Origin of the sequence: Bradyrhizobium symbiodeficiens (assembly GCF_002266465.3) — a bacterium.
Taxonomy (GTDB): domain Bacteria; phylum Pseudomonadota; class Alphaproteobacteria; order Rhizobiales; family Xanthobacteraceae; genus Bradyrhizobium; species Bradyrhizobium symbiodeficiens.
Map to the genome: position 1 here is coordinate 4,805,275 of NZ_CP029427.2, position 26,478 is coordinate 4,831,752.

Genomic DNA, 26,478 nt, shown 5'->3' on the forward strand with positions numbered 1-26,478 from the left:
TGAGGCCGCCTTGAAAAATCTGCTCACCGATATTGCCGGCGTCCGCGTCGGCCATGCCGAAGATGCGAAAGTGGCCTCCGGCACGACCGCGATCATCTTCGACCAGCCCGCAGTCGCGGCGATCGATGTCCGCGGCGGCGGACCCGGCACGCGCGAAGACGCACTGCTCGATCTCGCTAACACCGTCGAGCGCGTCGACGCGATCACACTGTCAGGCGGTTCCGCGTTCGGCCTCGATACCGGCGGCGGGGTGCAGGCCTGGCTCGCCGAGCAGGGCCGCGGCCACCGGGTTCGGGGAGCATTGATCCCGATCGTGCCGGGCGCGATCCTGTTCGACCTGCTCAATGGGGGCGACAAGGCCTGGGGACGGTTCTCGCCCTATCGCGACCTCGGCTACGCCGCGGCGGCCGCCGCCGGCACCGACTTCGCGATCGGCAGCGCCGGCGCCGGCCTTGGTGCCACCACCGCCACGTTCAAGGGCGGGCTCGGCTCGGCCTCGGCGGTGACGCCTGATGGCGTCAAGGTCGCCGCGATCGTCGCCGTCAACGCGGTGGGAAGTGTCACCGTCGGCAACGGACCCTGGTTCTGGGCGGCGCCGTTCGAGGTGAACGGCGAGTTCGGCGGACGCGGCCTGCCGAACGAATTCACCGACGACATGCTCCGCATGCGCATCAAGGGCGGCCCTGCCGCGAACGCGCGCGAAAACACCACCATTGGCGCCGTCGTCACCGACGCGGTGCTGACCAAGCCCCAGGCCAAGCGGCTGGCGATGATCGCGCACACCGGATTTGCCCGCGCAATCTATCCGGTGCATGCACCACTCGACGGCGACGTGCTGTATGCCGCGGCCACCTGCGAGAAGCCGATCGAACCGCTGGTTGGCCTCACCGAACTCGGCATGGTCGCCGCCAACGTTGTCGCGCGGGCGATCGCAATCGGCGTGTACAATGCGACGGCGCTGCCCTTCCCCGGCGCGCTGCCAGCGTGGAAGGACAGATTCGGCTAGAAACGAAACGGCTGATACGGCGTTACCCTAGCGGCTCAAGATGTACCGCCATGCCGTCTTCCGTGATCAGGTTCTTCCGCTATGCGCCCGAAACGCGCGAGCTGAAGGTGACTTTCGTCAGCGGACGCCTCTATGTCTACGAGGATGTTCCGGCCGAGGTCGCCGCCGCGTTCCGGGAAGCGCGTTCAAAGGGAACGTACTTCAACCGCGAAGTCCGTGACCGGTATGTGTATCGTGACATCACGGAAGAGCATGCCAGCTGATCTCGGATGCCGCTCAAACGCTCATCGACATCGACGAACCGGCAGCCGCCGAAGAACCCTGCCCCTGCCCGCCTTGCTGCTGCATCAACTGCGCGAACAGATCGTAAGCCGAGTTGCGGGGGCTGGAAGCGCCCGGCACGGTCGTCGACATCTTGAAGCCGTCGGCATAGGAGACGGTCGTCGTGGTCGAGCCGTCGGCGGCGGTCGTCGTGGTCGAGGTCGATCCGCCGCTGGGCTTCGACGAGGAATCCGATCCATCGACCGCGCCGCCGGCACCTTGCGCATTATGGTGCCCGTGGCCGCTCTTCAGCGCCTTCGACATCTCATCCAGGTTCACGCTGCCGTCCGTATTCGAATCCAGCTTGGAGAATACGTCGTCGGCCTTTGCGAGGTTGGTCCCGCCTGCGCCGAGCGCGTCCTCAAACTCGGACTTGGTGATGCTGCCGTCGCCATTCGCATCGATTTGCGAGAACAGATCCTTGAGTGCTGCATCCCGGCTCTTCGACGTCGAAGAGGTCGAGCTTGAGGAGGTCGAACTCGTCGCGCCGCTGGTGTTACCCGCCGACTGGCTCTGCGCCGCGAACAGCGCGTTCATCGTCTCCGGCGAGATCTGCGGAGATTTGCCGGCGCTCACCGATGAGGTCGCGCCGCTGGTCGTGCCCCTGTTGCTGCTATCGATCGCGAACGGATTGGTCGCGCCCTGCGAGGATCCCGCCTTCTGCGTCGGCGAGGACGACTTCGAGCTGGTCAGCGACTGGATCGCGTCGAGCGCGCTCGATACGGCACCAAGGGCGAACAACATTGCACAACTCCAACCGATGCGGCATGCCGCAGCCAATGTTCTGCAGGTAGCGTCAGCAATCGGCGTGCCAGCGCAAAAAGTTCAATGAAATCCACGCCTCGTGCGCATCGCCCAGCCTCGAAACACCGGCAATTCGTGCCGGTGGCGGCAGAAATTTCCGCCCACAGGAAGCACGCCTGTCCTGCATTGCCCGCCGGGGGGGCCCATGTTAGGCGAGGCTCAATCTCCTTTCGGCCGCCACGGGAAACCGCGTCATGACCCAAGCCTTCGTCCCCCGCCCCCTGGCAATTGCGCCCTCGATTCTGGCCTCGGACTTCTCCAGGCTCGGTGAGGAGGTGCGCAGCGTCGACGCCGCCGGCGCGGACTGGATCCATCTCGATGTGATGGACGGTCACTTCGTTCCCAACATTTCCTACGGCCCCGACGTCATCAAGGCGATGCGCCCGCACACGAAGAAAGTGTTCGACGCGCACCTGATGATCTCGCCCTGCGACCCCTATCTCGAGGCCTTTGCGAAAGCCGGATGCGACCACATCACCGTGCATGCGGAGGCCGGTCCGCATCTGCACCGCTCGCTCCAGGCGATCCGCGCACTCGGCAAGAAGGCCGGCGTCTCGCTCAATCCCGGCACGCCGATCAGCACGCTCGAATATGTCCTCGATCTGGTCGACCTCGTGCTGGTGATGTCGGTCAACCCCGGCTTCGGCGGCCAGGCCTTCATCCCCTCCGCGATCGGCAAGATCCGCGACATCCGCGCGATGACAGCGGGACGCCCGATCGACATCGAGGTTGATGGCGGGGTCGGCCCCGACGTTGCGGGCGCGCTCGCGGCGGCGGGCGCCAACGCCTTCGTTGCCGGCACATCCGTATTCCGGGGCGGCACGCAGGAAGCCTACAAGACCAACATCGCCGCGATCCGCAACGCGGCGCTGGGGGCGCGCGGCGAAGCGATCTGATCAGGACCAAGCGCGCACGCGAACGATCGCAATTTTCCGCGGCTATTACGGATGCTGCAGCGCGCAATGCCTAAGATTGCAACCTTGATCCGTACTCATCCGGACTTCACTGATTCTCGCAAATCACCGCAAAGTGATTCCTGCCTGCTTTTGACGGGAGGACATCATGACGACGACCCTGATTTGGACTGGCGTGGCATTATGGGTCGGGTTCAACGCGGCGGTTGCGGCTCGCCGCCTCTACGTCGCGCGACCGGTGAAGGCCGCGGCTTCCGCCCACATCGTCCGCCTTCATCCTCGTCGGGGTTGAGCGTCATGCAAATCGCCCTCGTGAAGCGCCAGCCGAAGCGCAGATGCCGAATCCCGCGCCGCCCGCATCCGAGCCTCGATTATTTCTTCGGCCGCTTCGAGCGCACCGATCGCACGCTGGACGACGATGCAGGGCTCGACACGACGGACCTCGATCATTGCTTTCCCTCGCAACGCCGACACTGAGACTTCTTTTCAGGACCGCCGCATGAAACCGCACTGCCCGAACTGCCTGAAAGAAATGACCAAGGCATCCGCCTCGCGTAACCTGTTTAATTGCGAGCCTTGCCGCGAGATCATCCAGTATTTTGGCGGCAGCGCGGATCACGGCGAGCCCGGCCCGCAATTCTCGTGGCCTATCCGCCGCAAGCGCGTCGCCCACACCGCTCAAGCCGCCTGATCCAGCTTCAGGTCGCCATGCGAGTTATCCCGGCGCTCCGCCAGCTTCGGCCTCGCCGACGTCCCCAGCCATCCGCTGCGGCCGTACCACGGTAACGGTGCAGGCCGCTTCCGAAGCTACCTTAGCCGAGACGCTGCCGAGCAGCGTGCGCCTGAACGAGCCCTGCCGCGCGCCGATGATGACGTGGTCGACCTGGTTGACCTCGGCGAACTCCAGGATCGCGGCAGCGGGATCGACCGCCTCCAGCACATGAGCCGACAGCCGGCTCTCGTCCAGCTTCAGCGGCGTGGCCCAATGCCGGAGCGCCACCAGCCGGTCGATATGCTTGTTGGAGCCCTGCTCGTCCAGCGTCCGATCGATCGCGATGCGGTTGAGCTTCAGCACGTTGAGGCAGGCAAGCCGCGCCGACGGCAAGGTAGCGAGGATGCGCTCGGTGGTGACGCGCAGCGCCTCGTTCAGTTCCGGTGCGCCTTCCATCGTATCGAGCGCCACGGCGAGGATCGGGCTCGATGCGATCTGGGCGGCGACATCCGATTTCGCGCGTGGCGCCATGACGCCCTGGTTGAAGCGGCGCCGCCAAGCGATGCTGAGGGGGTCGCGTTTCATCCGTTCCGAGCGCGTCGTGAGCCTGATCTGATCCGGATGCGTGAGATCGAAGGCGAGCTGGGACGCCGTCGGATAGCGCCGCACCGGCTCGATCTCGAGGCACCGCAATACCACCTCCTGGAGCCATGGCGGATAGTCCGCGCGCAAGCTTCGCGGCGGATGCGGATCGCGCCACAGCCGGCGCCGCATCGCGCGCAACGTCTCGCCCTCGCCGAACGGCCGCTCGCCGGTGGTGAAGAAATAGAGCAGCACGCCGAGCGAAAACAGGTCGCTGCGCGGATCGTCGCGCACCCCTGACAGCCGCTCGGGTGCCATGTAGGGCGCTGTGCCGTAAGGCAGGCGGAACTCCTCCTGCAGGAGATCCGGCAAGTGGTTGTGATGCGACAGGCCGTAGTCGATCAGCACCGCCTCGCCGCTATCACGGAACATGATGCTGCTCGGCTTGATGTCGTGATGGATCACGTTCTGCCGGTGCAGGTCGGCAAGCGCGGTTGCGATCCTCGCGACGAGCTGCCGCGCTTCGTCGTAAGGCAGCGGCAAGTCGGGCAGCCGCTTGTAGAGCGTGGTGCCGCCGATGCGCTCGATCACGACATAAGCCTGGTGCGCGAAATCGCCGGTGCCGAAACAGGCCGGGACGTGCGGACCCGCCAGCCGCGGCAGGATCATCATCTCCATCTCGAAGGAGACGATCGCGGCAGGGTCCTCGCCCTCCGACACCCGCGGGATCTTCATCAGCAGGGGCACATCGATGCCGGGATGAGTGACCGTCCACAGCGTCGCCATGCCGCCCGCATGAACGCATTCACCGATGGTGTAACCATCGATCACCGCACCGGATTTGACCAGGGGCTTCGGCATCGGCCTCTAGCGCCCCTCCGAGAGCCGATCGGCGAGCCGGTGCGGCAGGCCGTTGTCGCGAATCCTCTCCGCTGCGGTCCCGATGTCGTAGGGCGCGCGGCAGTAGGTGATCTGGCACGATTCGGTGTCGAACAATACGAATGCCGCCGACGGATCGCCGTCGCGGGGCTGGCCGACCGAGCCTAGCACGGCGAGCCATTGCCGGCCGCGCAGAAGCTGCACCGGAACGTCGGTCTTCGGCACGAAGCTCGTCATCTTCGCCGTCACCGACATCGAATAGAGCGCGGGACGATGGATATGGCCGCAGAACGTGACATGGGCGGGCGTCGCAATCAGGCTCTTGGCGGCGTCCACCGTCGAGCGGACATAGTGCCAGCGTTGGGGGCTGGACGCTTCCGAATGCACGAAGAGACGATCGCTATCCTCCACCAGCATCGGCAGTTCGGTCAGGAATCGCCGCTGCGCGGTATCAAGCCGGCCGCGGGTCCATTCGATTGCGATTTGCGCCTCGGCGTTCATGGTCTCCGTCGAGGAATTGACCGCCTGGTCGTGATTGCCGCGGACGGCGATCGCCCCCTGGGCGACGAGATCCATCGCGGTATCCACCACCCATTCCGGATCGGCGCCATAGCCGACGAAATCGCCGAGCAGGACGAACCGCTCCGCGCCCCTCGCACGGGCAACCTTCAGACAGGCCTCGAAGGCCTGCCTGTTGCCGTGGATATCCGAAAAGACAGCTAGCAGCACGCAACCTCCACCCTCCAATTCTTATTGAAGGCCGGTAAGGCCAAATTGAGGGAAGTCAAAACCATGCGCCAGCGACGCGCCGTTTACCAGCGCAGCCTTTCGGCGATGATCCTGCGGTGATGATCTTGGCGGCGATGGTGACGAGCTTATTGCTCGTCCTTGGGCGGCATTCGGGGCGGCGGCAGCGGCGTAAAGCTCACGCCTTGCGCGCCGGCCGGCGGGGCGATGAATTCGCCGGTCGAGGAATCACCGCCGGTCGTTTCCATGATCGTCTTGGGCGTCACATATTCCCGGACCATGTCGATGAGGCTGCCGTCGCCGCCACCGAAATCCGCGGCACGGCCGCCTTGCGGATGTCCAAGAGCGATCTCGTTCTCTGCCGCATGGGTCTTGTCGGCAAGGGCGTCGTTATAGGGCACGCGGAACGCCCGTGGGATACCGCTCGGGCGATTGTCCTCGTCCAGTTGCTCGACCCACAGATAGATCGAGCCGGGATCGCCCTGAAGCGAATGCGGCTCGACGATACGGGCCTTCAGCAGCTTGAACGTCGCCGGCAGCCGGTCGGAGCTGGCCCAGCCGAGCAGCCCGCGCATTTCGTTGAAGCTGACGACGTAGAAGGCACTGGTCACGACCACCGCGACGGCCTTCAGCGACCAGTGCAGGCGCGCGTAGACCAGCACCACCAGCAGCAGCGCGCCGATCACGGCATAGGCGAGCGACAGCGTGAGGATGACCGTTTTCAAATCACTCACGGAGCGTCCTCGCTGCGGGAATCCTCACCCCGGTGTTGGGATCGACACCGGCCCCGTTGGCTCGCACGTTGCGGAAGGTCTCCAGCAGCGATTTCGGTCGCTGGCTCACGTCGATGACCTTGCCCTCGGCATCGAGCCGGAACCGCACCGCCGTCTTCTCGTCGCCGGTGTGGTCGAGCGTGAACTTGTTGTCGAAGACCACCTGCGCGGTCGGATTGAGCTTCTGCACCTTCACATTGGCGGTGACGGGTTCGCCGGTCGTGGCGACGAAATGCGAGACGTTTACCGTATATTCGCCCGGGACGATGCCGCGCACCGTGACGATCTCCTCGCGGATCGGCGAGGCGATCTTCTTGCCGGCGACCATGATGAAATCGTTGGCCCCGCCACGGTCGTCGCGATCGAGGGTCAGGAAGCCTGCCTCGCGATGGCGATACCAGGCGATGTTGCCGGCGGGATCCTGCACGAACAGGTCGAGATCGTCGGGGTGGCTATCCGGCCAGTCCAGCGTGATCATGAACTCCGCCTTGGAGTCGATCTTCCCCTCCTTGGCATCCGGGGAGACCGCGAGCAGCGCGAGGAAAAACAGGAACGCGATCACCTGGAGCGCCTTGAACAGCATCACGCCCAGCGGATCGAACGGCTCCTCGCGCGGATAGAGACCGAAATCGTCCATCATGGCGGCGTTCCGGAGCCCTTGTCAGAACTCTTGTCCGAACCCTTTCGCTCCAGCACCGGCGTCACATAGGTCTCGGTCAACACGACCGCATCCGAGAACACCCGCTGGGTCGCGGCGTCCAGCATGTAGTACTGAATACGGACCAGGATCGAGCCGACGAGGCCGGCGAGCGTCGTGTACATCGCCACCGCCATGCCGTCGCTCATCAGCCCCATCGAAGAGCGCATCGCGACCTTGTCGGCAGCATCCAGCCCCGCGATTGGCGCCAGCATGATGATGAAGCCGACGATGGTGCCGAGCAGGCCGAGCTTCATCAGCGTATCCGAGACGAAGGCGCCGAACCCGTTGGAGCCGCGCAGCCGGTCCGCGAGCGTCCGCAGCAGCAGCGTCTGGTCCACCGGGCGAAAGTCCTGCGCGGCCGCCTTCGTTACCAGGCTCTGGATGTGGTCGCGCACCAGCCCCTGTGGCAGCACCGCCGCGTTCGCATCGAGCACCTTGCCGCCGTCAGGCGCCGCGAGCGCCTCACGGCAGCGCCGCGCCGCTGCGCCTTCACGCGCGATCGCGCGCGTGCGCAGAAAACAATGGCCGCAAGTCAGGACATAGAGCACCGCGATGACGCTGGAAATGTAGGTCCGGTCCGAGGTCAGCATCAGATGGATCAGGCCGAACCGCCACAGCAGCACGACGGCGAAGATCGAGAGCCCCGTGAAGATCATCCAGAACAGGAGCGCGCTGCGCTCGGATGGGTCGGTCGTAGCAGACGCGATCGGTCCAATCGTGATCGAGCTCATGCTGCGCCGCTCCTCGCCAGTAACGTTTCCCACTCGATTAGATCAGAACCGTCGTATCAGGTCCAAAGACCCATGCCCAATCCGGCTTGGGAAATTTGCCCGAGCTGCGATCCGGCCACACCCCGCAATTGGCAAGGCGCGGCGGCGTTGTTAGGCTGAGCTTATCAAACGTCGAGGGTGATCGCATGCGCCTCGTGCTTCAGCTTGTCGCCCGTCTGCTGCTTATCGTGGCCCTGTGTCTCGGAGCGGCAACCATATGGGCCACTTTCGACGCCTATCGCAGCGTCGACCGCTCGACTGCGGCCTCGGCGCAGCGGGTCGCGCAGGCGCTTCAGGCGCTGTATTGGCACGAGCTTTTGTTGCGCAGCAGCAGAGCGCGCGAGCAGCTTTTGCCGGTTCCGGAATGGCGCACCCTGGAGACGATGAAGCTGATCTCGCCGGGAGTCTGCGTCGAGTTCCAGCCCGCCATCGCATTTGAAAAGCCGCTCTGCGGTCAGAGCGAGGGGCTGGGCAAAACCCCGCCGAGCTGGTTCGCCGCGATCGTGCCGATCTTCCTCGGCAGCCATGCCGAGGTGGTGCGGCCGGTCAGCCCCCGCGCCGCCTCGGCCGGAACGGTGGTCGCGACGCCGGATGCCGCGGCCGCCATCTCGCTCGCCTGGGAGTACATCCTCAACGTGATCGACGTCGCGCTGTTGATGGCGGCCGCGATCGCGCTGCTGGCTTCGCTGGCGATCGCCCATGCGCTGGCCCCGGCGCGCACGATCGTGACCGCCCTGCAGCGCATGGCGCGCGGGCAGTATCGCACCGGGCTGCCGCGCTTCCGCTCGATGGAACTGGCAATGATCGGCCGCGCCGTCGACGAACTCGGCGGCCGGCTGGAGGAAGCCACCGAGCAGCGCGCTGCGCTGACGCGGCGCCTGATCGAAATCCGCGACGACGAGCGCCGCGCCCTCGCCCGCGAGCTGCACGACGAATTCGGGCAGAATCTCTCCGCCATCCTCGCCTTTGCCAATACGATCGAGACGGCGAGCACAAAGGGAAAAACCGAGAGCGGCATCGCACAGGATGCGCGCATGATCTCGCAGGCCACCCATCATCTGATGGCCTCGCTGCGCGATGCGCTGAAACGCCTGCGCAATCCCCTGCCTGATGAGCTCGGGCTCGAGGCAAGCCTCGTCAATCTCGTCGACAGCTGGCGCTCGCAGAGCGCGGCGCGGCCGACGATCCAGCTCGATCTCCGGGGTGACCTCACAGACATCAGCGGCGCGGCCGCCACGACCGCTTATCGCGTCGCCCAGGAATGCCTGACCAACGCGCTGCGTCACGGTGCGGCGCGCGAGATCATCTTGCGTATCGAACGCCGGGCCGGCGAGGACGACGCGCTGCTGATCCGCGTCGAGGACGACGGCGGCGGCGATGCTGAGCGCGTCGCGCAATCGGCCGGCTTCGGCCTGACCGGCATCCGCGAGCGCGTCACGGCGGCCGGCGGATCGCTCTCGATTCTGCCGGCCCGCAGAGGCCTCAGTGTCGCCGCCACCATCCCGCTCGCCGCGTGAGGGCGGCATGAGCGAGGTCGCGGCAACAGGCATCTCCGTGCTGCTGGTGGACGACCACCCGATCGTCCGGCAAGGCTATCGGCGCGTGCTGGAAAGCCAGGGCGATCTGCATGTCGTGGCGGAAGCCGATAGTGCCGCGGATGCCTATGTTGCCTTCAAGGCGCACGATCCGGATGTCGTCGTGTTGGATATTTCGATGCCCGGAGCAAGCGGGCTGGAGGCGATCCGCAACATCCGTTCCCGCAATCCGCGGGCGCGCATCCTCGTCTTCACCATGCACAACGAAGCGGTGCTGGTGAAAGCCGCCTTCGGCGCCGGCGCCTCTGGCTTCGTCACCAAGAGCAGCGAACCATCCGCGGTCGTGAATGCCATCCGCGCCGTCGCGCGCGGCGAGCGGGCCATGAGCGACGACATCGCGCACATCCTGGCCGAGGACAGCCTGTCGGCGGGCTCGGTGCTGGATCAGCTGGGCGAACGCGAGATCGAGATCCTGCGCCAGTTCGCCGGCGGCGCCACCACCGAGCAGATCGCGACGCATCTCAATCTCAGTGTGAAAACAGTGCAGAACTACCACTATCTGATCAAGACCAAGACCGGCGCGCGCACGGACGCTCAGCTTGTGCGGCTCGCGGCGACGTGTGGGCTGACGAGGATCTAGCAGCAGCGCTGCCGCATCGCCATGGTCCCCTGAAGCTTCTCAATCTGCCGAACGAAATTGGAACGGACTCCATCCGGCTCCGGTTAGTACCGCAGTGAAGGAGTCACGAGGTCATGAGTAAGGGTCATCACAAGGCAGCCGACCATCCCCCGATCATCACAGTCGGCGAACTCATCGACGAACTTTGCCGCCTGCCGGACACAGCCGTCGTCCACTTCCGCTGTCCAATGCTCGATCAGGAGCTAACCTTCTACCGTCTTCGCAAGCGGTCAAAGGACACCGTCGAAATCGCGGTCAATGCCTATCCGAACAGTCCGCCGGTCGTGCCATCGTCCGATCCTGCCTTCCACGCGCGAAGACATGCTGCTTCCTCGCCATCGCTTCGCGACGGCGCCACGCTTCACAAGGCGAGAAGTTGATCGGAAGTTGATCGGCAACTCGGCGGATTGAATGGGTCCTGCGGCCTCAGGCTGCCTTCAGACCACGCAGCAGCAGCGCGAGCGTCGCATCGACGCGTGCGGAGAGATCGGCATCCTTCCACTCATCGGCATGCGCCGGATGATGGAAGCGGACAGTGGCATCGAAGATCGCGCGCGCGGTGGTCTTGACGTCGCCAATGGCGAATACGCCCTGCGTCACCCCGTCAGTCAGGATCGCCGAGATCTGGTCGATCATGGTGTCCTTGTGGCATTTGACGGCCGCACAGGCCTCGCGCGCCAGCGTCAGATAGGTGTCGAACATTTCGGGGTCGTCGAGCACGCGCGACCGCTTGGCGGCGAACAGCGTGCGCAGCCAGCGATCCAATCTTGCCGGCGCCGGCCCCTGCTCCTCGGCGATCTGGCGCAACGGCGCATCGATACGGTCCAGCCAGCGCTTGGCGACGGCCTCACGCAGCGAGGCCTTGCTCGGAAAATGGCGATAGACGCTGCCGTGGCTCACATCGAGCGCACGGGCAACGTCGACCACGGTGGCCTTGGCAAGTCCAAAGCGCCTCAGCACGTCCTCGGTGACTTCGAGGATCCGCTCCGGCGTCAAGACAACGGCTTCATTCATGCCAGCACCATGTTCCCGTTCAGGGTTCAGTTATCCGGCGATGGAGCGGCTTCCGAAGCGCCCATTGCCGGCCGTTCGGAAAGCTCTCGCCTCAATGAGGCAGTTTTGCAGCCTGCGCCGCAATCTGGCGCGCCACCAGTAAATTGAGCCAATGCCCAATTGTGCCGGTGAGATTGATGATTTCGGTCGTCATTGTCGTAAGTCTCCATTCGTCCGCGCTTCCCGTTCTTCAATCCGCCCTTCAATCCGAGCTTGGCTCGGATGTCGGGCTTTCCGGGGCTTGTCGCGGGACGCCCAATCGGAGCGTCCGATGACGGATATACACGTCCCGCTGACAGATTTCAATATCTGTCAGTCAATGATCCGTGATTGACAGTTAATATTTGCGGTTGAGGTCGTCACCGCTGCTAACCGGTCCGGTGGATAGCTCGGCGATCCCCCTCTGCCGGCACCGAGACCGTTTGTTTCGCCCTGCCTGCTCTGTTAAATCACAGCGTAAAAAGCATTTTGGCAGGTCGCGCCCCTCAGGGCCGCCCGCCCACCTTCCTGGAGCCGTCAGATGATCCCCCGCTATACCCGCCCGGAAATGGCCTCGATCTGGGAACCGCAGACCCGGTTCAAGATATGGTTCGAGATCGAGGCGCATGCGGCCGACGCGCTGGCCGAGCTCGGGACCATCCCCAAGGAGGCCGCCAAGACGGTCTGGGCCAAGGCCAGGAACGCCACCTTCGACGTCGCCCGCATCGACGAGATCGAGCGCGAGACCAAGCACGACGTCATCGCCTTCCTCACCCACCTCGCCGAGATCGTCGGCCCCGAGGCGCGCTTCGTGCACCAGGGCATGACCTCCTCCGACGTGCTCGACACCTGTCTCAACGTCCAGCTCACCCGTGCCGCCGACCTGCTGCTCGCCGACCTCGACAAGGTGCTGGCCGCACTCAAGAAGCGCGCCTTCGAGCACAAGATGACGCCGACCATCGGCCGCAGCCACGGCATCCATGCCGAGCCGGTGACCTTCGGCCTCAAGCTCGCTTATGCCTATGCCGAGTTCTCGCGCGCCAGGGAACGCCTGATCGCGGCGCGCAAGGAAGTGGCGACCTGCGCCATCTCGGGCGCCGTCGGCACCTTCGCGCAGATCGATCCGCGCGTCGAAGAGCACGTTGCGAAAGCCATGGGCCTCGTCCCCGAGCCGATCTCGACCCAGGTGATCCCGCGCGACCGCCACGCGATGTATTTCTCGACGCTTGGCGTGATCGCCTCCTCGGTGGAGCGCATCGCGGTCGAGATCCGCCACATGCAGCGCACCGAGGTGCTGGAAGCCGAAGAGTTCTTCTCGGAAGGACAAAAGGGCTCCTCGGCGATGCCCCACAAGCGCAATCCGGTGCTGTCCGAAAACCTCACCGGCCTCTCCCGCATGGTGCGTGCCTATGTGACGCCGGCGCTGGAGAACGTCGTGCTCTGGCACGAACGCGACATCTCGCACTCCTCGGCCGAGCGCATGATGGGCCCGGATGCCACCGTGACGCTCGACTTCGCGCTGGTGCGCCTCGCCGGCCTGATCGACAAGCTGCTGGTCTACCCCGCCAACATGCAGAAGAACCTCGACCGCCTCGGCGGCCTCGTGCATTCGCAGCGCGTGCTCTTGGCGCTGACGCAGAAGGGCGCGAGCCGCGAGGACGCCTACAAGCTGGTGCAGCGCAACGCGATGCCGGTCTGGCGCGGCGAGGGCGATTTCCTTGTTCTGCTGAAGAAGGACGCCGAGGTGAAGAAATATCTGACCGACGCCGAGATCGAGGAGCAGTTCGACCTCGGCTACCACCTCAAGCACGTCGACACGATCTTCAAGCGCGTATTCGGCGAGAGCTGAGCGCGCTCCGTAGCCCGGGTGAGCGCAGCGATACCCGGGGGCCCCTCTCACAGAGATCCCGGATGTCGCTTCGCTCATCCGGGCTACCTCAAACCAAAACGGATTCCCCATGCCCATCGTCAACCGCGTTGCCGCCCTCTCCGACGAAATGGCCGCCTGGCGCCATGACTTCCACGAGAACCCGGAGCTGCTCTACGAGGTCCACCGCACCGCCGGCATCGTCGCCGACAAGCTGCGCGAGTTCGGCTGCGACGAGGTGGTGACGGGCATCGGCCGCACCGGCGTGGTCGGCGTGATCCGCGGCCGCAAGTCCGCCTCCGGCAAGACCATTGGGCTCCGCGCCGACATGGACGCGCTGCCGATCATGGAAACCTCGGGCGTGGCCTATGCGTCGAAAGTCCCCGGCAAGATGCACGCCTGCGGCCATGACGGCCACACCGCGATGCTGCTGGGCGCTGCCAAATATCTTGCCGAGACGCGCAATTTCGACGGCACGGCGATCGTGATCTTCCAGCCCGCCGAAGAAGGCGGCGGTGGCGGCAAGGCCATGGTCGAGGACGGGCTGATGACGCGCTGGAACATCCAGGAGGTCTACGGCATGCACAACATGCCGGGCCTGCCGGAAGGACACTTCGCAACCACGCCCGGCGCGATGCTCGCCTCCTCCGACAACATCCAGATCACGGTTCACGGCAAGGGCGGCCACGCCGGCGCCGGCCCGCACAAATCGGTCGACAGCGTGCTGATCGGCTCGCAGATCGTCAACGCGCTGCAGTCGATCGTCGCACGCAACGTCGACCCGTTGAAGTCGGCGGTCATCTCGATCACGCAATTCCACTCCGGCACGGCCTTCAACATCATCCCCGAAATCGCCGAGCTCGGCGGCACCGTGCGCACGCTCGACCCTGAAGTGCGCGATCTCGTCGAGCGCCGCATCGGCGAGGTCGCCGAGAGCGTTGCTCGCGCCTATGGCGGCTCTGCCGAGACGAAGTACACGCGGATGTATCCGGTGACGATGAACCATGCGCGCGAAGCCGGGCTTGCCGCCGACGTCGCACGCGACATCGTCGGCGCCGATCGCGTCAACGACAAGTTCATCCCGATGATGGGCGCCGAGGATTTCTCCTTCATGCTGGAGGCGCGCCCCGGCGCGATGGTGCTGGTCGGCATGGGCGACGGCAACGAGTGCCACCACCCGGCCTATGTCTTCAACGACAACATTTTGGGCCACGGCGCCTCGTTCTGGGCGCGACTCGTCGAGACGCGGATGCCGGCGAACTAGGTTGATTGGCAGGGCGGGTTGACGACAGCGTAACCCTACGCCTCCCGCTTCGCTTGTTGAACTACGGCGACGTGCCGTCCGGCGACGAAGCTAACCTTCAGGCCGCCCGAATTGCCGCAAAGAAGTCTTCGACTTCGGACCGGAGCGCATCAGTCTGGCCCGAGAGGTCTTTGGAGGCGGTCAACAGCTCGGATGCGGTGACGCCGGTCTCGCCCGCGGCGTGGTTCACCCCGCCGATGTTGCTCGACACGTCATGCGTCCCGTGCGCTGCCTCCTGTACGTTGCGCGCGATCTCGGCAGTTGCCACGCCCTGTTGTTCGACCGCGGCCGCAATTGCGGTCGCAATCTCGTCGATCGCGGCAATAGTCGCGCCGATCTGCTGAATGACTCCGACAGAATCCCTGGTCGCTTCCTGAATCGAGAGTATCTGCTGGCCGATCTCGCCGGTCGCCTTCGCCGTCTGCTCCGCCAACGCCTTGACCTCGGACGCCACCACCGCGAAGCCCCGGCCGGCCTCACCGGCACGCGCCGCCTCGATCGTCGCATTCAGCGCAAGCAGATTGGTCTGAGCCGCGATCGTGTTGATCAGCTCGACGACGTCCCCGATCCTCTGCGCTGCCCTGGCAAGACCTTCGATCGCGGCACCCGAACGAGCGGCCTGATCGACTGCCACGCCGGTCATTCTCGTCGATTCGGAGACCTGGCGGCCGATCTCCTTGATCGAGGAAGCGAGCTCTTCGGTCGAGGCTGCTACCGCCTGCACATTGGTCGACGCTTCTTCCGAGGCGCCAGCCACCACAGTCGATTGCCGGATCGACTGTTCCGCACTCGCGGCGAGCATATTGGCCACGCCCTGCAGACCAGCCGCCGAGCTTCCGAGTCTTTCCAGCACGATCTTCATCCGGCCGTCGAAACTCCGAATAGCCGCGGCGGTCCGCTCCTGCTGCTTCTGCCTCTCCGCCAGCATCGCCTCTTGATACGCGGAGATGGCAATGTCCATGTCCAACATCACTGCGGTGTTGAGGGCGGCAAGCACGTTGGCCATGCGCGTCGGCGCCCATCGATATTTTTTGACAGCCAAGGCCACCAGCTGGCAGAGCACGAAATTGTAGCCACCGATGTACCAACGTGGCTCCAGGCCGATCTTGTTGTGTATCAGCCCGATCATGCGCACACCATGCATGTAGTCGTGATCGAAGCGGCCGTTGAACAGGCGTGCCCAGTGTGAACTCTGGGCCTTCTTCAGCCGCGGCATGTCGCCGCCGATCAAGGCGGCAAGCCGCGGCTCGCTCGATACATGGCGATAGAAGCCGTCGAGGATATCCGGCAGCGCGTCCTCGACCGACGTCCAGAATCCACGCAAGAGCTCGCCGGTGTCCGCATCGATGCGCATGAAGCGCATGCGTCCGTCCCGATCCCGGCTCTCATCATTTGCTGTCGGCGCGAATGTCATGGATAACACCCTTTGCAATCTCTCGGAGGCAAAACGCTGCAAACGAACAATCACGCGGCAAGCTCAATGCCGGCGATTATCATCTCTCGCGGTTAAGTTTGACTGAGTGCAATTCAATGCGCGTGGACGAGATTTGATGCAGATTAATAATGCACATCAACAAGAATGGAGTTTTGCTGTGAACATGGGACCATCCCCGAGATCAATCGATCGATGTTCTCCATCCTGTCTTCCGGACAGTTTCTGAATTTCCACCATCCGAAATTTGTGACAAAAGGAGCTGTTGACTATATGAAAATGTTACGGATCATATCGATCCGATAACATCCGGAGAATCCGCACCGATGCGGTTGCGCAGCGGCGACTTCAGCCAAACATGAAGAACATATCGCCTTGTGCAACTTGCCCGAAGAGCAACTCCTCGGGATTCTGTGCTGCAGTTTTCGAAAGTACTGCGCCAGCGGGATCGATCGAAACATACGATTGGCAGCATCATCTTGTGGTCCCGGCAGGACGACAGTTGTTGACCGTGAACCAAACCTCGCCTGACGTCTACGTATTCTGCGCCGGTTGGGGATTTCGATTCCTTCAGATGCCCAATGGCCGGCGGCAAATACTGGGCTTCTTGCTGCCCGGCGATGTCCTGGCCGGCTCGCTCCTTCATGAACGCCTGCACTTTTCGGTCAAGGCTCTGACAGCAATCCAAGTCAGTACAATGAAGCGGGCAGAACTCCACGCGCGTGTCGCGAAGAACCTGCGTATCCTCTGGGCCGCGGCGGAGTGCTGCGCGGGCGAAGCCAAGGCTGCCGACGAGACAATTGCCGCACTTGGCCAGTTCTCGGCGGAGGAGCGCATAGCCCATCTGTTCCTGCAACTCATGAAACGGATTACCGACCGCAACGTGATCCGCGACGAGCGCTACAGGGTGCCGCTCCGCCAGCAGCACATCGCCGATGCCGTCGGACTCACACCGGTCCATGTCAGCCGCGTCCTCAGTACCTTTCGGGAACGCCGCGTCGCGGATCTGTCGAACGGCGTGCTCGAGGTGTTCGATCTGCGCGAGCTACAGCGATTGGGCACGCTGAATTGAGCGTGCGGCAGCTCAATTCTCTCCAACCGTTGCCGGTCGGCGAACGCGGCTCAGATCGTCCTGGATCATTGGCGGGCACATGAACCGGTCGTAGGGGACGGGGCGACCGAACAGATACCCTTGCGCAAAATCAATTCCCATCGACCGAACGTCCTCGAACTGCGTCTCTGTTTCTATTCCCTCCGCGGTCACGCTGATGCCCAGCCCCTTGGCCAGCGCAACCGCCGATGCGATCACCGCCGCACATTCCCGCCTGTGCAGGCCCTGTATGAAAGACTTGTCTATCTTGATCTTGTCGAACGGAAAGTTCGTCAAATAGCTCGCCGACGAAAATCCCGTGCCAAAATCATCCAGCACGAGCGTGGCACCGATGGCTTTCAATCGCCGAAATGTCTGGAGTTGCTCGGATTGCTGTTCCAGCAAGACAGTTTCGGTGACTTCGATCTGCAACCGCCGCGGATTCAAACCCGATCGAAGCAGTGCCTGCATCACGACATCGAACAGATTGCCGCGCTTGAACTGGGTAGCGGACACATTGACTGCGAGCTGGACGCCGGGCGGCCAGGACACCGCATCGAGGCACGCCTGTTGAATTATCCATTCGCTGAGGGGCTGGATGAGACCCGTGCGCTCGGCCAGGGCAATAAACCGATCCGGTGCAATGAGACCGTCGACGGGATGACGCCACCGCACCAGTGCTTCGGCCGTATGGATCGTACGGGTATCGACATTGAGAATGGGTTGGTAGTGCAGCTCGAACTCTCGCGCAGTGATCGCGCGGCGCAGATCCGCTTCCAGGGCTTTCTCTCCCTTGACCGCCTCGAGCATCGCCGGCTGATAGAGGCGGTGACCATCGCGGCCCGCCGCCTTGACCTCATACAGCGCCAGATCCGCCTTTTTCAGCAGATCCGCGGGGTTCGAGCCTTGCTCCGGACAGAGCACAATTCCGACGCTCGCACTGATATCGAGCTGGTGCCCCTCGATCTCAAAGGGCTCGGCAATGGCCTCGACGATTTGGCGACCGAGATCAACTGCGGTCTCGCGTACGTCGTCGCCTGCTCGCCGGATCATGGCGAACTCATCGCCGCCCAATCGTGCGACAAGATCCTGCTCCGACGCAAGCAATCGTAAGCGCGAGGCGACCGCCCTGAGCAGGTTGTCGCCGGTATCGTGTCCAAACGTATCATTGACGCGTTTGAATCCGTCGAGATCGATCAAGTGAACGCTCAACCGGCTCGATTGCGCGTCGGCCCCCCACCCGATTCTCGCCTGATCGAACAGCGCGCACCGGTTCAGAAGGCCCGTCAGGGAATCGTGAGTGGCCGTGAACGAGAGTTGCGCTTCGGCTTCCTTTCTCGCCGTGATGTCGATCCGAATGGCCATGTAGGCGACGGGCCTGCCGTGGGGGCCAAGTTGCGGCGTGATCACGGTATCCACCCAATACAGCCCTCCCGACTTGGCGCGATTGCACAGCTCGCCGCGCCAGACATGCCCGCTCGCCAAGCGGCGGTACATGTCACGGAAAAGCTCCCTGGGATGGGCATCCGATTTCAGGAGACGATGATTTTGTCCGATGAGCTCCTGGCGTGAATAGCCGCTGATCGTGCAGAAATTGTCGTTGACGTAGTTGATGACGCCCTTCACGTCCGTGATCGCGACGATCACGGCCTGGTCGATGGCATATTGCTTCTCGATCAGCTCCTGCAGCGTTTCATTGGCGTGGATCTCGGCCAGGCGTTCGCTGGTGATATCCCGGTGCACCTCGACCAGGCCGCCGCTGGCCATCGGATGCCGTGAAACCGAAATGAACCGGCCGTCGCCGAGCTCGTGGACCGACTGCGACGTCTCCGCGGCGCCGGGCTCGCCGATCATATCAACGCCCGCTTCCGAGACGCCCAGCCCGACCTTCCTGATTTCATTGATTTGACGCAGTGGCGTGCCCGTTTTCACGTCGACACGCGCCAAGCCATACATGCGGGCGAATTGCTCGTTGCTGGCGATGACCTGCAAGTTCGGCCCGAACACGCAAAGACCCGCCGGCACGCTCTCGATTGCGCGGTTGAGAACAGTCGCTGCATCGGGACGGTCCGCCAGCGCCACGATCCAGAGAAGTCCGGAGGACAACAGCACGACATACGCGGCCGGGGCCGCCGTTCCGATCTGCAGGACGATCGCCGCCGCGAGCAGCAGCACGATACTCGCCAACCCGCCGATTCTCTGCGAACAACCCAATGACTGCATCAGAGATCCCCCCTTCCGGCCCTGATGCGAACACCTCCGCGTCTAAGACGGACTTAAGATCGGGACACAAGACGCCGAACTGCGGCCGCAAGCTTTGGTTGCAGTAAATGTTTGAACCGGCCGCTTGATCGGTGTTCTTAACCTGCATCAAGCGCCCTTCAGAGGCGCAGGTGGCGATCCGAACGCCCCCGCGCCTTCTGCATTCGGATCTGCGGGCGACGAAGGGAGCTTCGTCCGTCAGCTTTGGAGGCTGCGCGACGTTACGCCTGCACGACCTCATGCCGCATCACGAACGGCGCGAGCAGCGCATGCACCTCGCCGGCAACGCGCTCGCGCTGGTCCATCGGCAGGCCGGCAAGCGTCACGGTCGCGATCGATCCGTGACTGCCATGAGCGCCCACCTTGACCTTGCAATCGATGCCGCGCGCGACCAGCGGCGACAGAACCTTGGCAAACACGCGCTCGGCCGCGTCCCAGCGCAGCTGCGGCTTGAACACCTTGCCGACCCCGGTCACCGGCATCGGATCGATCGGGATGACCTGCACAGGCACCGCGGCGCGCTCCGGGGTGCGCTCGCGCACCCACGTCTCCAACTCACCCGGCTGGACCTTGGCGCCCGGCTTGAGCTGCACGTATCCTACCGGCAACTCGCCGGCATAAGCGTCAGGCTGGCCGACGACGGCGGCGAAGCCGACCGCGGGATGCCGGAACATGATCTCCTCGATCGGCGCGGGATCGATGTTGTGGCCGCCACGGATCACGAGATCCTTGGCGCGACCGGTGATCCAGAGATAGCCGTCGGCGTCAAGCCGGCCGAGATCGCCGGAATTGACCCAGACGTCGTCGACGAAGGCGCCCTTGTTGTGCTCGTCGTTGAGATAACCGCCGAACACGCCAGGCCCCGCCATGATGACAACGCCGATCTCATCAGGCTTGCAGTCGCGGATCAGGCGGCCATCGGCATCGAGCTGCACGATGCGCACGCGCGCATAGGGCATGGGAAGGCCGACCGAGCCGAGCCGGATCGGCCGCGACGGATAGGCCAGCGTGTGCACGCTCGACGTCTCGGTCATGCCGTAGACCTCGACCACCGGCAGCTTCAGCTTGTCCTGGATCGCCGAGCCCACCGCGACGGGGATCGCCGAGCCGCCGCCGGCGGCATATTTGAGGCTGGAGATGTCGGCATCGCCGGGCGGCACCGCGAGCGTGGCGGCGAGCACCGTCGGCACGCTCGACAGCGCCTCGGGCTTGAACCGCTCCACCAATTTCCAGATGTTCTTCACCGCATTCGGGTTGCGCCAGCCACTCGGCGACAGCACAACCAGCGAGCCGCCCGCCGACAGGGTCAGCAGCACTTGCGTCAGCGATCCGCCGACGTGAAACAGCGGCATGCCGAACAGCAAATTGCCGCCCGGCTTCGCCTTCAGCAGCAGGTTGAGCGCCCAGGCCTGATAGACCTGATTGGTATGCGTGTGTCGCACCAGTTTCGGCGTGCCGGTGGTGCCGCCGGTGTGGAAATAGGCGGCGACGTCACCGCCCGAAATCTTGCGCCCGCAGACAAGCCGGTCCGACGGCTGCTGCTTGATCAGGTCGTTGAAGGCCAAGACGCCATTCGCGGGATCGCCGCCGCCGAACACTTGCACGATCGCCTTGAGGTGCCTGAGTTGCGGGCGGATCTGCTCGACCTTCTGCCAGATGTCGGTGCCCGGCATCGGCCCGAGAGCCACCAGGATCTTGGTGTTCGCAGCTTCCAGGATCTCCGCGATCTGGTGCGGCTCCAACAGCGGATTGACGGGATTGGCAATGCCGGCGGCCTCCGCGCCGAACAGCGTCACGAAGGCATCGGGCACCAGCGGCAGCATGAAGCTGATGACGTCGCCCTTCTCCGCGCCAAGCGCGTGAAACATGTTGGCAGCCTGCGTGACGCGCGCAATGAAATCGCGGTACGTGACCACCACCGGCGTGTCGGCGGGATCGGCGTTTTGCAGAAACTGGATCGCCGCCCCGTCGGGATTGCGCGCCGCACCGAGCTTGATCGCGTCAAACGTGCTCTCGGCGGCGATGCGGTCTGCATAGGGGACTTGCTCGAACGCACGGACCTCCTCGTCTGTCAAAAGATCCGGATAGTCTTTGCCGATAAGCCGATCGAGCGCGTGGATGCCCACCATAAAATTCCGTCCTCCCTCAGATGCGTGTCCCCGCCCCTGTCTTTTGACATTTCTGGTTCGGCGAGGCCTCGGCCGATGGCCGGCCAGGCGCGGACAGAATGATGGATGATTTGGCGTTCGTCCATGACCTAACGACCGCGGCGATCAAACTCGCCTGAGCGGCCCTTGAACCTCCGCGCCAAGACCGGGGACCAAGAACAAGTATTGGATTCGTCTGTCAGCGTCCTGCCGCAAGACTTGAGGTGATCATGACCACGCCCCTGCGGGACTGCTCCCCCCGACTATTCGCTGCGATCGCGATGACATCGTTGATTATGGCAGTCGCGATGGCCTTGCCCTCTGCCGCGCTCGCCGGCGATGGTCAGCTCGACAAGATGCGCGCCAGGATCGCGGCTTTCGTCGCCGACAAGATGGAGAAGCTGGGTGGCTCGCGCATCGTCTACAAGGTTGACAGCGACGGCCTGCGCGAGACCGTCGTCGCGGACCTGCGCGACGATGTCTACAAGATCTTGCGCGAGGACAAGATCGCCTTCTCCGGGCTTGCGATCCGCGATGGCGGCGTCGAATTGAAGATCGCGGACGCCAAGGGCCGCGAACGGCTCGAGCGCAAGCTCGCGTCAGCCGCGGAGGGATTGCCGTCACATACGCTCGCCGTGACCCAGGGCGGTGACGGACTGGTCAGGCTCGCGCCGACCGACGCCGCGTCCGCCGCGCGGCTGCGCGATCTCGTCGAAGATGCCATCGCCATGATCGAGCAGCGTCTCAAGGACGCCGGCGTCACGCTCGCCAGCGTCCAGCCTGAGGGAACGGACCGCATCCGTATCTTCCTGCCGGGCGCGATGCAGCCCGAGGGCATCACCGCTATCTTCGCCAGGAAGGTCAAGGTCAGCTTCCGCCTGGTCGATCTCTCGATGCCGCCCGCCCAAGCGCAATCCGGCACGCCCCCCACGGGCACGGAAGTCCTGCTCGGCTTCAAGGACAAGCTTCCTTATCTCGTCGCCAAGGACCGCGCGCTTGAGGGCGACGACATCAGCTATGCAGGCCCGGGATTTGCGAGCGGCACGAAGGAGCCCATCGCCTCGTTCCGCTTCAACGGCCGCGGCACGCGGCGCTTCGCCCACATCACCGCAGAGAACGTCGGAAAGCCCTTCGCCATCGTGCTCGACGACAAGGTGATCTCCGCGCCCGTGATCCGCGAGCCCATCACCGGCGGTTCCGGTCAAATTTCCGGCAATTTCACCCTCGAGGAAGCGAGCAGCGTCGCCATGATGCTGCGCGCCGGCTCGCTGCCCGGCCGCCTTGGCCTCGTCGAGCAGCAGGTCGTGCAACCCGCCGCCAAGCCGTAAAGCGGCAATCGGCCCGCGCTCCCCCTGGGGCATCCAGCCCCCTCCGCGGCCCCGAGCCCCGAATCACAATAGCGCTGCAGCCAGACGCACCACCAACGAGCAATTGCCGAAACGCCCGATCAGGCTAAAATTTGCCTCTTGCGGCATGACGGCCGAAGGCTTCATTCAAGCGGTCGTCATTCGATTTCGGCTATAGGTGTCGAGCATACCGACCAGGACTGAAGGCCTTACGCGGGGATAGTACCATGCCGTCCGGCAGCGCAGACATTTCGTCGATCCTCGACCGCATTCTCGATGCGGCGACCGACAATCTCAGGATCGCGAAGATCCTGGTCCAGATGGGCCTCGATCCGAACAACGTCACCTACGACGCGATCTTCAATCGGATGCTGGAGATCTTTGTCCACAATATCACGCTGGCCAATCTGTTCGCCGCGGTCGGCGCCGGCTTCTTCGTCGCCACCCTCCTGATGCGGACGATGGTGCCCCTGCGCGTCGCAAACATGATCGGCTGCGGGTTCTTCGCCGTTTTCGGCGCGCTCTCCGCCAACGTCGCGACGTTCCTGCTGTATCTGCTCCTGCTTCCGATCAACGCCCTGCGCCTGCGGCAGATGCTCAAGCTGGTCAAGAAGGCGCGCCATGCGGCCGAAGGCGACATGTCGATCGAATGGCTCAAGCCGTTCATGACCGAACGCAAATATCGGCGCGGCGACACGCTCTTCAAGCTCGGCGATCCCGCCAAGGAGATGTTGCTCACGGTCACCGGCAAGTTCCTGGTCAAGGAGATCAACGTCGAGATCGGGCCCGGCGCGCTGATGGGAGAACTCGGCTTCCTGACGCCGGACAACCGGCGCACCGGAACGATCGAATGCATCGAAGACGGCCAGGTCCTGACCATCACGTATGACCGGCTGCTCGAGATCTACTTCCAGGATCCGCAGTTCGGCTACTACTTCCTGGTGCTGACCAGCCAGCGCCTGCTGCAGAACATCGATCGCCTGCAGAAGCAGCTGGCGACGGAGCGGGCGGCCACGACGAACAGGATCGCGTGATCGCCGCCGCTCAGTCCAGCAGCAGCGCCATGCCGGGATCGCCCTTCTGCATCGCGCGCCGGTAGGCCGGGCGGGCACTGACGCGGCCGAGATATTTGACCACGTTCGGGCAGCGCGCGAGCTCGTAGGGCTGGAAGTAGCGCATCGTCGTCAGCGAAAATCCCATCATGATGTCGGCGGTGGTGAAGGCCTTGCCCGCCAGATATTCGGCGTCGCGAAGGCGCGCATCGAGCAGATCGTAGGAGCGATCGAGCCGTCCCTTCATGGCAAGCAGGGTCGGGTTGTCCTTTGCAAGATCCAACCGATTCAGAATCATCATCCGCCCCATGCCGGGTTGCAACGTGCCATTGGCGAAGTGAAGCCAGTACAGGAACTGCGGGAAGCCGGGGTCATTGGGGCCTAGCACCAGGCGGCCGTTGCCGTACTTTGCAATGATGTAGTCGACGATGGCGCCGGACTCCGCGAGCACGAGATCGCCGTCGGTCACGACGGGCGCCGCCCCGCTCGGGTGCAGCGCCTTGTACTCGGGTGGCGCCAGCATGGTGACGGGATCGCGCGCGTAGCGCTTCAGCTCGTAGGGAAGCCCCAGTTCCTCGCACAACCAGACAATGCGCTCGGACTGAGACTTGCCGAGATGATGGACGGTGAGCATGAGGCCTCCTGCAGCGGTAAGCTGGGCACCTCGTGATGACGCATATGGCCCGCCATTGCCAGGGGTGGATTTGGGTCTTGTGCCCGGGCGGCAGCGCAGCGTTTCTTCGACGGTGCGCTGCAGAGCCGGGGTCCACGCGACCGGGTTTTTCCCGACCGCAGCGTGTCCAGCCTTCCCCCTCAGCAGTCCCGCCGCAAAATCGCCCTAAAAACCGAATGGTAACCATGACGGGCTAGGGTAATGACGTGACCAATTCTCCGACGATCCTGGTGTTCGATTCCGGCCTTGGCGGGCTCACGGTGCTCCGCGAAGTTGTGGCCGCGCGTCCGGACGCCCATTTTGCCTACGTCGCCGACGACGCTTTCTTCCCCTACGGTCATCACAGCGAGGACGAGATCATCGCCCGCGTCGTGCCGTTGATGGGTGAACTGATCGGCACGCATGACCCTGATATCGTCGTCATCGCCTGCAACACCGCGTCTACCTTGGTGCTGTCTCACTTGCGAGCCGCTTATTCGGTGCCCTTCGTCGGCACCGTGCCGGCGATCAAGCCGGCCTGCGCGCAATCGAGGACCCGCCGCGTCTCCGTGCTCGGCACCAAGGGCACGGTGAAGCGCGAATACACCAAGGCCCTGATCCGCGATTTCGCGCAAGGATGCGAAGTGACGCTGGTCGGCTCGCCCGAGCTCGCGTCGCTGGCTGAAGCTGAGCTCAGCGGTGCTTCCGTCAGCGACGGCGACATCCTGGCCGAACTCACCCCCTGCTTCGTCGGCGAAGACGCGACCTCGCGTACCGATACGGTGGTGCTCGCCTGCACACATTATCCGCTGCTGCTCGACCGGCTGAAGCGGCTGGCGCCCTGGCCGGTCGACTGGATCGACCCGGCGCCGGCGATCGCCCGCCGCGTCTCGGATCTGCTCGGCCCGCCGACCGATGGCATCGCACAGTCCGGCGCCGAGATGATCTTCACCTCGAACCGCGCGCACGGCCTCTCGGCCACGCTGACGCCGTTCTTCGGCGGCCGCGCGCTGGCCTGACTTTGCGCCACGGCGTCGCGCTGCTAGGTTTTGCCGTCGCCACCTCACCGCAGGCCTTTCCATGTCGGTCCAGACCCCGCCACTCAACCGCCTCCGCCAATTGTGGCGCGAAGGCCGCCCCGCCTTCGGCGCGATCGCGACCATCCCGAGCGTGCAGACGGTGCAGATCATGGCGCGCTCCCTCGACTGGATCATCGTCGATCTCGAGCATGGACCGATCGGCCTCACTGAAGCGCACGCGATGATCGCCGCGACCACGGGCACGCCGTGCACGCCCCTGGTGCGGATCGCGGCAAACGAGCCGTGGCTTGCGAAAGCGCCGATGGACATCGGTGCCTTCGGCATCAACTTTCCGATGATCACCAACCGCGCCGATGCCGAGAAGGCGGTCCGCAGCGTGCGCTACCCGCCGCGCGGCGACCGGCTCTGGGGACCGTTCCACGCCCCGTTCCGCTGGGGTCAGTCGATGCCGGACTACATGGCGAGCGCCGACGACGAGATGATCTGCATGATCACCATCGAGCATGTCGATGCCGTCAACCGCATCGACGAGATCATGGCGACGCCCGGCATTGACGTCGCGGCGATCGGGCCCGGCGATCTTGCGACGTCCATCAACAAGCGCGGCCAGATGGACGATCCGGAATTGCTCGAATTGGTCGCCCGCGCCGAGGCCGGCATCCTCAGAAGCGGCGTGCCGATCGGCGGCGTGGCCCGTACCGCCGACCAGGCCAACGCCCTGGTCGATCGCGGCTACCGCGCCATCGCGCTCGGCTTCGACTGGTCGCTGTTCCAGCGCGGCATCATGGCCGCGTTCGAGGGCATCAGGCGCTGAGCAGGCCGATGCCACCTTG

The 26,478-nt window shown here is 64.2% G+C and carries 26 protein-coding genes; 15 read left to right on the forward strand and 11 right to left on the reverse strand.

The annotated features are described in order from the left end of the window. Positions 1-10: 10 nt before the first annotated feature. Entirely contained in the window at positions 11-1,006 is a 996-nt protein-coding gene (locus CIT39_RS22645) for a P1 family peptidase (RefSeq protein WP_094972217.1), read from the forward strand. Between the two features lie 50 nt (positions 1,007-1,056). Then, the gene (locus tag CIT39_RS22650; RefSeq protein ID WP_094972218.1) at positions 1,057-1,269 is read left to right on the forward strand and encodes a KTSC domain-containing protein; all 213 of its coding nucleotides are present in this window, start codon (positions 1,057-1,059) and stop codon (positions 1,267-1,269) included. Positions 1,270-1,282: 13 nt separating this feature from the next. Here the strand turns inward: CIT39_RS22650 and CIT39_RS22655 are convergent, their stop codons facing one another. Next, positions 1,283-2,071 (reverse strand): EF-hand domain-containing protein, encoded by a 789-nt coding sequence (locus CIT39_RS22655; protein ID WP_094972219.1) that lies wholly within the window; start codon positions 2,069-2,071, stop codon positions 1,283-1,285. Between the two features lie 254 nt (positions 2,072-2,325). On the opposite strand from CIT39_RS22655, the gene rpe reads away from it, so the two are divergent. The 3 genes from rpe to CIT39_RS22670 all read left to right on the forward strand — a co-directional run bounded on the left by rpe (position 2,326) and on the right by CIT39_RS22670 (position 3,736). Beyond that, complete coding sequence (rpe, locus tag CIT39_RS22660; protein ID WP_094972220.1) at positions 2,326-3,027, forward strand: ribulose-phosphate 3-epimerase; 702 nt, start codon at positions 2,326-2,328, stop codon at positions 3,025-3,027. 66 nt (positions 3,028-3,093) lie between these two features. Then, a complete protein-coding gene (locus CIT39_RS22665; RefSeq protein WP_244607435.1) occupies positions 3,094-3,522 on the forward strand; it encodes a hypothetical protein in 429 nt (142 codons plus the stop codon). 22 nt (positions 3,523-3,544) lie between these two features. Beyond that, a complete protein-coding gene (locus tag CIT39_RS22670; RefSeq protein ID WP_094972222.1) occupies positions 3,545-3,736 on the forward strand; it encodes a hypothetical protein in 192 nt (63 codons plus the stop codon). Between the two features lie 24 nt (positions 3,737-3,760). Here the strand turns inward: CIT39_RS22670 and CIT39_RS22675 are convergent, their stop codons facing one another. From CIT39_RS22675 to CIT39_RS22695, 5 genes are all read right to left on the reverse strand, one after another. After that, a complete protein-coding gene (locus tag CIT39_RS22675; protein ID WP_094972223.1) occupies positions 3,761-5,200 on the reverse strand; it encodes a serine/threonine protein kinase in 1,440 nt (479 codons plus the stop codon). A gap of 6 nt (positions 5,201-5,206) precedes the next feature. Beyond that, the gene (locus tag CIT39_RS22680; RefSeq protein WP_094972224.1) at positions 5,207-5,947 is read right to left on the reverse strand and encodes a metallophosphoesterase family protein; all 741 of its coding nucleotides are present in this window, start codon (positions 5,945-5,947) and stop codon (positions 5,207-5,209) included. Between the two features lie 146 nt (positions 5,948-6,093). Next, a complete protein-coding gene (locus tag CIT39_RS22685) occupies positions 6,094-6,699 on the reverse strand; it encodes a hypothetical protein (RefSeq protein WP_094972225.1) in 606 nt (201 codons plus the stop codon). Further along, on the reverse strand, positions 6,692-7,378 hold the full coding sequence (locus CIT39_RS22690; RefSeq protein ID WP_094972226.1) for a hypothetical protein: 687 nt from the start codon (positions 7,376-7,378) through the stop codon (positions 6,692-6,694). Before CIT39_RS22690 ends, CIT39_RS22685 begins: the two co-directional genes overlap by 8 nt. After that, on the reverse strand, positions 7,375-8,169 hold the full coding sequence (locus tag CIT39_RS22695) for a MotA/TolQ/ExbB proton channel family protein (protein WP_094972227.1): 795 nt from the start codon (positions 8,167-8,169) through the stop codon (positions 7,375-7,377). Before CIT39_RS22695 ends, CIT39_RS22690 begins: the two co-directional genes overlap by 4 nt. Before the next feature lie 185 nt (positions 8,170-8,354). Here CIT39_RS22695 and CIT39_RS22700 point away from each other — a divergent pair, with 185 nt between their 5' ends. The 3 genes from CIT39_RS22700 to CIT39_RS22710 all read left to right on the forward strand — a co-directional run bounded on the left by CIT39_RS22700 (position 8,355) and on the right by CIT39_RS22710 (position 10,802). Continuing rightward, entirely contained in the window at positions 8,355-9,725 is a 1,371-nt protein-coding gene (locus CIT39_RS22700) for a sensor histidine kinase (protein WP_094972228.1), read from the forward strand. A 7-nt stretch (positions 9,726-9,732) separates the two neighbouring features. Further along, on the forward strand, positions 9,733-10,383 hold the full coding sequence (locus tag CIT39_RS22705) for a response regulator (protein WP_094972229.1): 651 nt from the start codon (positions 9,733-9,735) through the stop codon (positions 10,381-10,383). A gap of 113 nt (positions 10,384-10,496) precedes the next feature. Beyond that, positions 10,497-10,802, forward strand: a complete 306-nt coding sequence (locus CIT39_RS22710; protein ID WP_094972230.1) for a hypothetical protein — start codon at positions 10,497-10,499, stop codon at positions 10,800-10,802. 46 nt (positions 10,803-10,848) lie between these two features. Here the strand turns inward: CIT39_RS22710 and CIT39_RS22715 are convergent, their stop codons facing one another. Next, complete coding sequence (locus CIT39_RS22715) at positions 10,849-11,436, reverse strand: TetR/AcrR family transcriptional regulator (RefSeq protein WP_162308622.1); 588 nt, start codon at positions 11,434-11,436, stop codon at positions 10,849-10,851. Positions 11,437-11,995: 559 nt separating this feature from the next. Between CIT39_RS22715 and purB the strand changes: the two genes are divergently transcribed. Both purB and CIT39_RS22725 read left to right on the forward strand, forming a co-directional pair. Continuing rightward, positions 11,996-13,303: an adenylosuccinate lyase gene (purB, locus tag CIT39_RS22720; protein WP_094972232.1), complete on the forward strand. Its 1,308-nt coding sequence runs from the start codon at positions 11,996-11,998 to the stop codon at positions 13,301-13,303. 109 nt (positions 13,304-13,412) lie between these two features. Further along, positions 13,413-14,585 carry a M20 aminoacylase family protein gene (locus tag CIT39_RS22725; RefSeq protein WP_094972233.1) on the forward strand — a complete coding sequence of 391 codons (1,173 nt, stop codon included), beginning with the start codon at positions 13,413-13,415 and terminating at the stop codon, positions 14,583-14,585. Positions 14,586-14,682: 97 nt separating this feature from the next. On the opposite strand, the gene CIT39_RS22730 is transcribed toward CIT39_RS22725, so the two are convergent. After that, complete coding sequence (locus tag CIT39_RS22730) at positions 14,683-16,092, reverse strand: protoglobin domain-containing protein (RefSeq protein WP_202975539.1); 1,410 nt, start codon at positions 16,090-16,092, stop codon at positions 14,683-14,685. Between the two features lie 475 nt (positions 16,093-16,567). Between CIT39_RS22730 and CIT39_RS22735 the strand changes: the two genes are divergently transcribed. Then, positions 16,568-17,128, forward strand: a complete 561-nt coding sequence (locus tag CIT39_RS22735) for a Crp/Fnr family transcriptional regulator (protein ID WP_244607631.1) — start codon at positions 16,568-16,570, stop codon at positions 17,126-17,128. 12 nt (positions 17,129-17,140) lie between these two features. On the opposite strand, the gene CIT39_RS22740 is transcribed toward CIT39_RS22735, so the two are convergent. Further along, positions 17,141-19,321 carry a putative bifunctional diguanylate cyclase/phosphodiesterase gene (locus CIT39_RS22740; RefSeq protein ID WP_162308623.1) on the reverse strand — a complete coding sequence of 727 codons (2,181 nt, stop codon included), beginning with the start codon at positions 19,319-19,321 and terminating at the stop codon, positions 17,141-17,143. A gap of 308 nt (positions 19,322-19,629) precedes the next feature. Next, positions 19,630-21,537 (reverse strand): acyl-CoA synthetase, encoded by a 1,908-nt coding sequence (locus CIT39_RS22745; protein ID WP_094972236.1) that lies wholly within the window; start codon positions 21,535-21,537, stop codon positions 19,630-19,632. A gap of 248 nt (positions 21,538-21,785) precedes the next feature. Here CIT39_RS22745 and CIT39_RS22750 point away from each other — a divergent pair, with 248 nt between their 5' ends. Beyond that, positions 21,786-22,883 (forward strand): SecDF P1 head subdomain-containing protein, encoded by a 1,098-nt coding sequence (locus CIT39_RS22750; protein WP_094972524.1) that lies wholly within the window; start codon positions 21,786-21,788, stop codon positions 22,881-22,883. Positions 22,884-23,128: 245 nt separating this feature from the next. Further along, positions 23,129-23,935, forward strand: a complete 807-nt coding sequence (locus CIT39_RS22755) for a Crp/Fnr family transcriptional regulator (protein ID WP_094972237.1) — start codon at positions 23,129-23,131, stop codon at positions 23,933-23,935. Between the two features lie 10 nt (positions 23,936-23,945). Here CIT39_RS22755 and CIT39_RS22760 read toward each other — a convergent pair whose 3' ends face one another. Then, positions 23,946-24,587 (reverse strand): glutathione S-transferase family protein, encoded by a 642-nt coding sequence (locus CIT39_RS22760; RefSeq protein ID WP_094972238.1) that lies wholly within the window; start codon positions 24,585-24,587, stop codon positions 23,946-23,948. 245 nt (positions 24,588-24,832) lie between these two features. Here CIT39_RS22760 and murI point away from each other — a divergent pair, with 245 nt between their 5' ends. After that, on the forward strand, positions 24,833-25,624 hold the full coding sequence (murI, locus tag CIT39_RS22765; RefSeq protein WP_094972239.1) for a glutamate racemase: 792 nt from the start codon (positions 24,833-24,835) through the stop codon (positions 25,622-25,624). A gap of 61 nt (positions 25,625-25,685) precedes the next feature. Continuing rightward, on the forward strand, positions 25,686-26,459 hold the full coding sequence (locus CIT39_RS22770) for an HpcH/HpaI aldolase family protein (protein ID WP_094972240.1): 774 nt from the start codon (positions 25,686-25,688) through the stop codon (positions 26,457-26,459). Positions 26,460-26,478: the final 19 nt, after the last annotated feature.

Coding starts and splice junctions, on each gene's coding strand:
- CIT39_RS22695 (WP_094972227.1), bottom strand. CDS start 8,169: ATGAGCTCGATCACGATTGGACCGATCGCGTCTGCTACGACCGACCCA.
- CIT39_RS22760 (WP_094972238.1), bottom strand. CDS start 24,587: ATGCTCACCGTCCATCATCTCGGCAAGTCTCAGTCCGAGCGCATTGTC.
- CIT39_RS22675 (WP_094972223.1), bottom strand. CDS start 5,200: ATGCCGAAGCCCCTGGTCAAATCCGGTGCGGTGATCGATGGTTACACC.
- CIT39_RS22745 (WP_094972236.1), bottom strand. CDS start 21,537: ATGGTGGGCATCCACGCGCTCGATCGGCTTATCGGCAAAGACTATCCG.
- CIT39_RS22665 (WP_244607435.1), top strand. CDS start 3,094: ATGCCTAAGATTGCAACCTTGATCCGTACTCATCCGGACTTCACTGAT.
- CIT39_RS22725 (WP_094972233.1), top strand. CDS start 13,413: ATGCCCATCGTCAACCGCGTTGCCGCCCTCTCCGACGAAATGGCCGCC.
- CIT39_RS22700 (WP_094972228.1), top strand. CDS start 8,355: ATGCGCCTCGTGCTTCAGCTTGTCGCCCGTCTGCTGCTTATCGTGGCC.
- rpe (WP_094972220.1), top strand. CDS start 2,326: ATGACCCAAGCCTTCGTCCCCCGCCCCCTGGCAATTGCGCCCTCGATT.
- CIT39_RS22650 (WP_094972218.1), top strand. CDS start 1,057: ATGCCGTCTTCCGTGATCAGGTTCTTCCGCTATGCGCCCGAAACGCGC.
- CIT39_RS22710 (WP_094972230.1), top strand. CDS start 10,497: ATGAGTAAGGGTCATCACAAGGCAGCCGACCATCCCCCGATCATCACA.
- CIT39_RS22705 (WP_094972229.1), top strand. CDS start 9,733: ATGAGCGAGGTCGCGGCAACAGGCATCTCCGTGCTGCTGGTGGACGAC.
- CIT39_RS22655 (WP_094972219.1), bottom strand. CDS start 2,071: ATGTTGTTCGCCCTTGGTGCCGTATCGAGCGCGCTCGACGCGATCCAG.
- CIT39_RS22770 (WP_094972240.1), top strand. CDS start 25,686: ATGTCGGTCCAGACCCCGCCACTCAACCGCCTCCGCCAATTGTGGCGC.
- CIT39_RS22690 (WP_094972226.1), bottom strand. CDS start 7,378: ATGATGGACGATTTCGGTCTCTATCCGCGCGAGGAGCCGTTCGATCCG.
- CIT39_RS22715 (WP_162308622.1), bottom strand. CDS start 11,436: ATGAATGAAGCCGTTGTCTTGACGCCGGAGCGGATCCTCGAAGTCACC.
- CIT39_RS22670 (WP_094972222.1), top strand. CDS start 3,545: ATGAAACCGCACTGCCCGAACTGCCTGAAAGAAATGACCAAGGCATCC.
- CIT39_RS22755 (WP_094972237.1), top strand. CDS start 23,129: ATGCCGTCCGGCAGCGCAGACATTTCGTCGATCCTCGACCGCATTCTC.
- purB (WP_094972232.1), top strand. CDS start 11,996: ATGATCCCCCGCTATACCCGCCCGGAAATGGCCTCGATCTGGGAACCG.
- CIT39_RS22750 (WP_094972524.1), top strand. CDS start 21,786: ATGACCACGCCCCTGCGGGACTGCTCCCCCCGACTATTCGCTGCGATC.